The organism is Phormidium sp. CCY1219, from assembly GCF_035615515.1.
Classification (GTDB): Bacteria; Cyanobacteriota; Cyanobacteriia; order Cyanobacteriales; family Laspinemataceae; genus CCY1219.
Genome location: NZ_JAJENT010000884.1, coordinates 1 through 6,918, shown reverse-complemented (window position 1 = coordinate 6,918; position 6,918 = coordinate 1). Strand labels below are relative to the sequence as shown.

The following is a 6,918-nucleotide window of genomic DNA, read 5'->3' as shown; positions in this document are numbered from 1 at the left end:
CTATCGCCCGGGGAGAGACCCCGAAATCTTGTCCGATCCTGCTGTAGTTTCCGGAGAGGATGTTTTACCCGGTTTTGCGCTTAATTTAGAATCGATTTGGTAAACAAAGAAACCAGGTAGAAGCGGCTAAAAGTCTCTCTCAAACCGGGGAATAGAGTTCTCGTTTTCCGCCCCTGGGGGGAAAGAGGGCACATCCTGGTAGAGAAGCGTTACATTTTCGTCCAAAGTATCTCCCTGAAACTGTAAATATTCCAATGCTGCTGGATCGTGAAGGGCATAGGCGCGCAAAAACATTGCACTCCACCGGGCGATGGTTTCGATCGCCACTGCTTGGGGTAACGTGGGGGGATTTTTTTCTAAAGGAGACCCCGCCGGATTATCCACATCGGTAATCCCGTAATGATTTGCCCCGATTACGGTGATGAATGCTTTAGGGGGGGTTTGAATATTGTCGTAGGTAATTTTAATCGAGTCGGCGCGCACCAAACTATCGCGATTGCCGGCAATTAAAGCGATGGGAATTGTGGCATTTTCGATAGTGAGATATTCCCCATCTTCCCACAAGTCTGCGCCAAAGAAAACTCCGCCTAACAGTTCTGGGGGGCGGCGATAGTCTCCTTCGCAAAAGGGCATGTCGCAGGCTTCTCGAATGGCATCCATGCCCATAAATCCGCCATGCGAATGACCGATGACCACCATTTTTCTACTGTCTATTGTAGCATAAAGTGGAGAATTGTCGCGGTTATTTTCCCGTTTCATTTGCTGTAAAACCTCTGGAACTTGTCCCACTTGGGCAAACAGTTCGAGTTTTCCCCTCACTGCGGTGACGTGATTGGGGACAACGACGATAAATCCGTAACGGGCAAGCTGGGTGGCGTAGGCGGAATAGTAGGTTTTATGCACGTTATAGCCTTGTAAGATTAAGGCGATGGGAAGGCGATCGCCGCTGGTAATTTCGGATAAATCGGGATAGTAAATATCGGCGCGATCGCCATTGGCTTCGATGAGGGTTTGGTAGCGTTTTATCTCCCTGAAAAACGGCGCAGCTATATTGCCATTTTCTGAGGGAACAGGGGATTTGCGCGGGACCTGGGGGAGGATTGATTGGGCAACAATTTTCCCGGCTTGCGGAAGGGAGGAAAGGGCAATAACCACCAGGAAAGTCACTAAAGCAGTTGCAATGATTTGTTGCAGTTTCATGGAGTTAGGGTTGGCTAATTACCGTGACATTTTCATCTAAAGCGTCTCCGGTTTGATAGATATATTCCTTGGCGGTGGTATCGTCAAAGGCATAGGTTCGCAAAAATAGGGCACTCCAGCGGGAGAGGGTGGCGATCGCAATATCTTGGGGTAACAGTGGCGGATTTTTTTCCAGGGGAGAACCGGGGGGATTGTCGCCATTGGTAATCGCGTAATGATTAGCCCCTAAAAGGGTAAGATAAGCTTTGGGTGAAGTTTGGATATGTTCGTAAGTTTGTTGAATAGAATCTGCGGGAATCAAGCTATCTTCAGAGCCAGACATCAGGGCGATCGCAATTCCATCATTTTCGATTTTAATATACTCTCCGTCCCACAAATCCGCGCCAAAAAATACTCCTGCCAGCAATTCTTTTGGGCGCTGATAGTCTCCTTCGCAAAAGGGCATATCGCAGGCTTCGCGAATCGCATCCATGCCGATAAATCCTCCTTGCGAATGGCCGATTAATACTAATTTATCGGCATTTATGATATCATAAAAGGGGAGATTTTGCGCATTATTTTGCGATTTTACGTAGCTTAAAACGGCGGGCACTTCTCCTACTTGCGCGAAAAGTTCTTGCCGTCCTCGCACGGTGGTAAAATGATTGGGAACGACCACAATAAAGCCATAGCGAGCGACTTGGGTGGCAAATTGGGAATAATGGGATTTATCCACATTCAAGCCTTGCAGAAGCAGTGCCACGGGAAAGGAAGGCGAATTGGGGGAATTTTCCGACACCTGTGGGTAATAGATATTTGCCACATCTCCATTGGCGGGAATGGTGGTGCGAAAGGTAGAAATTTGGCGGAATAACGGTTCGGAAATGGGGCGCGGTTCGGGTTGCGGGGGCGACTGAGACATGGGGATTTGCACTGAGGTTTCGGTGGAGGTGGAGGGGGGAAGCTGTTGCGGAATACAGGCAAAAAGTAGGGTAGCAAAAAAAGCGATCGCTAGGGTAAAAAAGAAGCTTTTCCGTTTCATTAGGGACAGAATATTCCGAGGGGAAATTTGTCAGAAATATTGGCAATTATTTGGTCTAATTGGGGGAGGCGGAGCCTCGGGGGAGGCGTTCCCAGGCAAGAGCCTGGGAACGAGTTAAATATTGGCAATTATTTGGTCTACTGGGGGGAGGCGTTCCCAGCAGATGCTGGGAACGAGTTAAAGGAGTTACGATTAGTCCGCGTAGGCGGACTTTGCTTGCCAAGCTGCGACTTCCAGTCGCCACGTTCCAAGGGAGAATGTGTCTAGCGAGATTTCATTTGGGCGATCGCGCCGCGAGCCATATCGGCGATCGCGCGTTCGTTGGCTTTTGGCAAACTATAATAAGAGCCGCCTGCAGTTTTCGCCAATTCCTTGCCAAATCCGGTAGAAACGAATTTATTTTCCGTATCAATGACTAACAACTGCATTCCTGCGGCGCGAATTTTGCCGGCAATATCTAACAATTCGGCTTTAATATCGGGCTTTTCCCCCTCAATTGTCGGTTCGCCCAAAGAACGAGCCAAGGGAATATTTCCGCGCCCATCGGTAATCGCCACAATTACCACTTCGCCGATATCCCCAGACTGCTGAGCGTTTAAGCCCACGCGCACTGCGGTAGTTAACCCATGTGCTAAGGGAGAACCGCCGCCACAGGGCAACCGTTCCAACCGACGGCGGGCGGTGGTAATCGATCGCGTGGGAGGTAATAGCACATCCGCCTTTTCCCCGCGAAACGGAATCAGAGACACTTGGTCTCGGTTTTGATAAGCTTCTGTGAGCAGTTGTAACACGGCACCTTTTGCCGATTGCATCCGGTTGAGGGCCATTGACCCCGATGCATCGACCAGAAATACCACCAAAGCACCGGCTTTGCGGGCTAAGCGCTTCGATCGTAAATCTCCTTGTTCTACAATCACCCGCCGATTTGGTTGGCGATCGCGTCGGGCTTTTTGATAAGGTGCTGCTGCCCGCAACGTAGCATCTACCGCAACGCGCAGCACTTTGCCTCGGGGCAAAATCGGCTTAATATACCGTCCGCGATCGTCGGAAAAGATAATCGAACGACTGCCGGAAGTACCGCGCTTTTGTGCCATTTGAGCAAAATAAAGCACATTCGGGTCGAGAATCACCCCTTCTGGATCGAAAACGAACTCTTCCGGAATGCTTTGCGGTTCGTCGGGTTGTTCGGGTTGCTCTTCTTCTTGGTCCTCTTCTTTATCCTCTTGCGACTCATCTTGTTCGTCTTCGGATTGGTCTTCCGGGGAAGGCGGGGGTGGTGGGGGTGGCGGGGGTGGTTGTTCTTCCGGTGGCGTCTGCACGATAGTCGATCGCGGCACGATAACCAATTCTACCGCCCGCCGCAGGTCATCGGCATTCACCGTATTTCGCCCATCCAGGGCGGCGGAGGCTTTTGCCACGCGCAAGGCAAACAGTTCCGCCCGATGGCCTTGTACGCCCCCGCGAATCGCTTCATCCACTAAATAGGCGATTTGATCCGGTTGTATGGTCACATCTTTGAGCCATTCCCGGGCTAAGATAATCTGAGTTTTCAGGTTATCCAGGTCTTCGGCATATTGCTCGAGGAATTTCTGGGGCGACACGGAATAGGAGAGAGCTTGGTCTACTGCTTGTACCCGCTGGTCTAACCCTAATACGCCATCCGCCGAGAGGGTAATGGCGATGCGATCGAGCAGGTGTTCGCGCAAGGCCCCTTCTTCTGGGTTATAGGTGGCGATAAATAGGGGTTTACAAGGATGCTGAAAGCTGATGCCTTCCCGTTCGATTTGGTTGCGCCCTTCGGTGAGTACCGTGAGCAGCAGGTTGGCGATTTGGTCGTCGAGGAGGTTGAGTTCGTCCACGTAGAGTACGCCTCGGTGTGCTTGGGCGAGCAATCCGGGCTGAAATACGGTTTCGCCGCGTTTCACCGACTGTTCCACATCCACGGACCCCAGGAGGCGATCTTCGGTGACGCCCAGGGGAATTTGCACGAAGGGTGCGGGAATGACTTCTGTGGGAACGTCGGTTTCTGGGGTGACGCCGTTTTGTCCGTGGCTCGGGTATAATTCGCGGGTGAAATCGTCCCAGCGATCGCTTTGGGTGGGATCGCTGTTGGAAATCGAGTCTTTGACTACTTCAATCGGGGGCAGCAGGGAGTGGATGGCACGCGCCATGACCGATTTGGCAGTACCGCGACGACCGGCGATCGCCACTCCTCCCAATCCCGGATCCACCGCTGCCAACAACAGGGCGATTTTTATCGCCTCCTGACCGACTACCGCCGTCAGGGGAAATGCAGTCATTGTAGATGTACTACTAGGCGCAGGCATGAGTTGAATCTCTGTCAGTGCAGTATTTCAGCATATCAAATTCACGAGTCCCTGTGGGAAAATTGATGCTTCGCCAGTGTCGGGAAAACGGCTAAGCAGGGGCGGCGGCGAGGCGGAACCTCGGATCTACCTTTCCCGCTTGGGGGGGAACCCGTCAAGGAGGGGGCTGTTTTTCGGGTGTGGGGAGGTTTGACCAGTGCTATAGTTCTAGAATAAAGACTGAGAAAGCGGAGTCTAGAAAGGCCGTGAAATTTGGGCATTGGCTGAGCTTAATTGCTATTATTATTTCCCTCTATATTTTATGGGAAATTCGACAACTGTTATTGCTGATTTTTGTCGCAATTGTTTTTTCCACCGCCCTCAACACGTTAGCCCGATTGCTGCAAAATCGGTTCCGCCTAAACCGCCATTTGGCAATTTTTATTACCATCAGCCTCACCGTGTTGTTTATTGTCTTATTTATTTGGTTGGTGGTTCCTCCTTTTATCGCCGAATTTCAAAAACTCATCGAACTGATACCGGAGGTTTTTTTGCGGGTGAGAACCGGGCTGCGAAATATCGAGAATCAATTGCCGTTATGGTTGCCGCAACCGCCGTCGCTGGCAGATTTTATCAAACAATTGCAGCCGTTAGTCCTCCAGTCGGTTACGAATTTTGTGGATTTCTTCTCGAACTCATTTCGCACGGTGTTGCAGATTTTATTCGTCTCGGTTTTGACGCTGATGCTGCTGGCGAATCCGTTAGAATATCGCAAGGGCGCGTTACGACTGATTCCGGCATTTTATCGCCGCCGTGCCGATCGCATTTTATCGGACTGTGAAATCGCTCTGGGAAACTGGCTGGCTGGGGTTTCGATTAATTGCCTGTTTATCGGCAGTTTAAGTGGAATTGGCTTGTGGATATTGCAGGTGGATTTGGTTCTGGTTCACGCTTTGATGGCGGGGTTGCTGAATTTTATTCCCAATATTGGACCGACGATGAGCGTGGTTTTTCCCCTGATGGTGTCTTTGCTCGATGCACCTTGGAAGGCATTGGCGGTGTTGATTTGGTATGGCATTATTCAGCAAATTGAAAGTTACTGGCTGACGCCAATTGTGATGGCAAAGCAAGTGTCTTTGCTGCCTGCTATTACTCTGATTGCCCAATTGTTTTTTGCCAGTACATTTGGACTGTTGGGGTTGGTTTTGGCGCTTCCCCTGACGGTGGTGGTTCAGGTTTGGCTGCAGCAGCTCTATTTTAAGGATATTATGGACAACTGGGGCGAGTCAGAGTCTTCTGAGGCGATCGCATCTTCTCGTCAAATCAGTTAAAGTGGAAAAACCATGCAACGCGCCGCCAACATTTTTACCGTGAGGGAAAATGCGCTAGGGTAAAAAATAAGCACAGTTCAATTGAAACGCGAAACGAATGAAAATTTCCGAGTTAATTCAATGGTTTGAAGGCTGGGCCCATCCAGAGTGGCAGGAAAAATGGGATAATTGCGGTTGGCAAATCGAACCGGGGGTGTTGGACAAATCGGCACGGGTGTTGGTGTGTTTGACGCCTACATTGGCGGTGATGAAAGAAGCGATCGCCTTGGGAGAAGCCGGTACCCCCGTCAACCTGATTTTTGCCCATCATCCCCTGATTTTTGGCGGAATCAATTCCATCTGTAGCGGCGATCCGGTGGGCGAAATGGCAAAACTTGCTTTTGCTCATCAAATCGGCGTTTACAGTGCCCACACGAATTTCGACCAAGTGAATCACGGAACGGCTGACGTCCTCGCCCAGTTACTCGACTTAAAGCAAGTCGCTCCGATTGTGCCTACGCAACCGGGCTTGGGTTATGGCAGAGTGGGCCAATTACAGCCGACTTTGACTCTGGAAGCATTATTGCGTCTGATAAAAGGCAAGTTAGATCCGCCTGATTTGCTCGTCTCTCCAATGGCAAACCCGCAGCAGCATATCACCCGGGTGGCGGTTTTAGGCGGTTCGGGAGCCAGTTTTATCGATGCGGTGGTGGATTCTGGCGCTCAGGCTTATCTGACTTCCGATTGCAAGTTCCATCAGTTTCAGTCCGCCCGCGATCGCGGCTTAATCCTCATCGATGCCGGCCATTATGCCACAGAACGCCCCTCCTGCGATCGCCTGGTGGAAAAATTCGCCAGCTTCGGCATCGAATGGGTGCAGCTCAGTCGCCAAGATGAAGATTTCCGTCAGTTCTTTCGCCCTAATATCGGGGATTAGGGGTGACTGGTCATTGGTCGTTGGTCGTTGGTCATTGGATGAATCGCCACAGAATTAAGCGGAACCTGGGGGCCGGCTTGTGGCGGCGATCGGTTGACAAAAAAAGGGCGATCGGTTACAATTAAACCGATGGGGCAGGCAGGA

5 protein-coding genes are annotated in these 6,918 nt (G+C 50.9%); 2 read left to right on the top strand and 3 right to left on the bottom strand.

Annotation, left to right across the window (positions count from 1 at the left end; genetic code table 11):
- Positions 1-126: 126 nt before the first annotated feature.
- The 3 genes from LKK83_RS28970 to bchD all read right to left on the bottom strand — a co-directional run bounded on the left by LKK83_RS28970 (position 127) and on the right by bchD (position 4,548).
- A complete protein-coding gene (locus LKK83_RS28970; RefSeq protein WP_324634937.1) occupies positions 127-1,200 on the bottom strand; it encodes an alpha/beta hydrolase family protein in 1,074 nt (357 codons plus the stop codon).
- Between the two features lie 4 nt (positions 1,201-1,204).
- The gene (locus tag LKK83_RS28965; RefSeq protein WP_324634936.1) at positions 1,205-2,221 is read right to left on the bottom strand and encodes an alpha/beta hydrolase family protein; all 1,017 of its coding nucleotides are present in this window, start codon (positions 2,219-2,221) and stop codon (positions 1,205-1,207) included.
- A 263-nt stretch (positions 2,222-2,484) separates the two neighbouring features.
- Positions 2,485-4,548 (bottom strand): magnesium chelatase ATPase subunit D, encoded by a 2,064-nt coding sequence (gene bchD / locus LKK83_RS28960; protein WP_324634934.1) that lies wholly within the window; start codon positions 4,546-4,548, stop codon positions 2,485-2,487.
- A 245-nt stretch (positions 4,549-4,793) separates the two neighbouring features.
- Between bchD and LKK83_RS28955 the strand changes: the two genes are divergently transcribed.
- Both LKK83_RS28955 and LKK83_RS28950 read left to right on the top strand, forming a co-directional pair.
- Entirely contained in the window at positions 4,794-5,858 is a 1,065-nt protein-coding gene (locus tag LKK83_RS28955) for an AI-2E family transporter (RefSeq protein ID WP_324634933.1), read from the top strand.
- Positions 5,859-5,955: 97 nt separating this feature from the next.
- Complete coding sequence (locus LKK83_RS28950) at positions 5,956-6,774, top strand: Nif3-like dinuclear metal center hexameric protein (RefSeq protein WP_324634932.1); 819 nt, start codon at positions 5,956-5,958, stop codon at positions 6,772-6,774.
- Positions 6,775-6,918 lie beyond the last annotated feature (144 nt).

What these genes read in the sequence shown, in the direction of transcription:
- LKK83_RS28950 (WP_324634932.1), top strand. Translation starts at nt 5,956, where the DNA reads ATGAAAATTTCCGAGTTAATTCAATGGTTTGAAGGCTGGGCCCATCCA.
- LKK83_RS28965 (WP_324634936.1), bottom strand. Translation starts at nt 2,221, where the DNA reads ATGAAACGGAAAAGCTTCTTTTTTACCCTAGCGATCGCTTTTTTTGCT.
- LKK83_RS28970 (WP_324634937.1), bottom strand. Translation starts at nt 1,200, where the DNA reads ATGAAACTGCAACAAATCATTGCAACTGCTTTAGTGACTTTCCTGGTG.
- bchD (WP_324634934.1), bottom strand. Translation starts at nt 4,548, where the DNA reads ATGCCTGCGCCTAGTAGTACATCTACAATGACTGCATTTCCCCTGACG.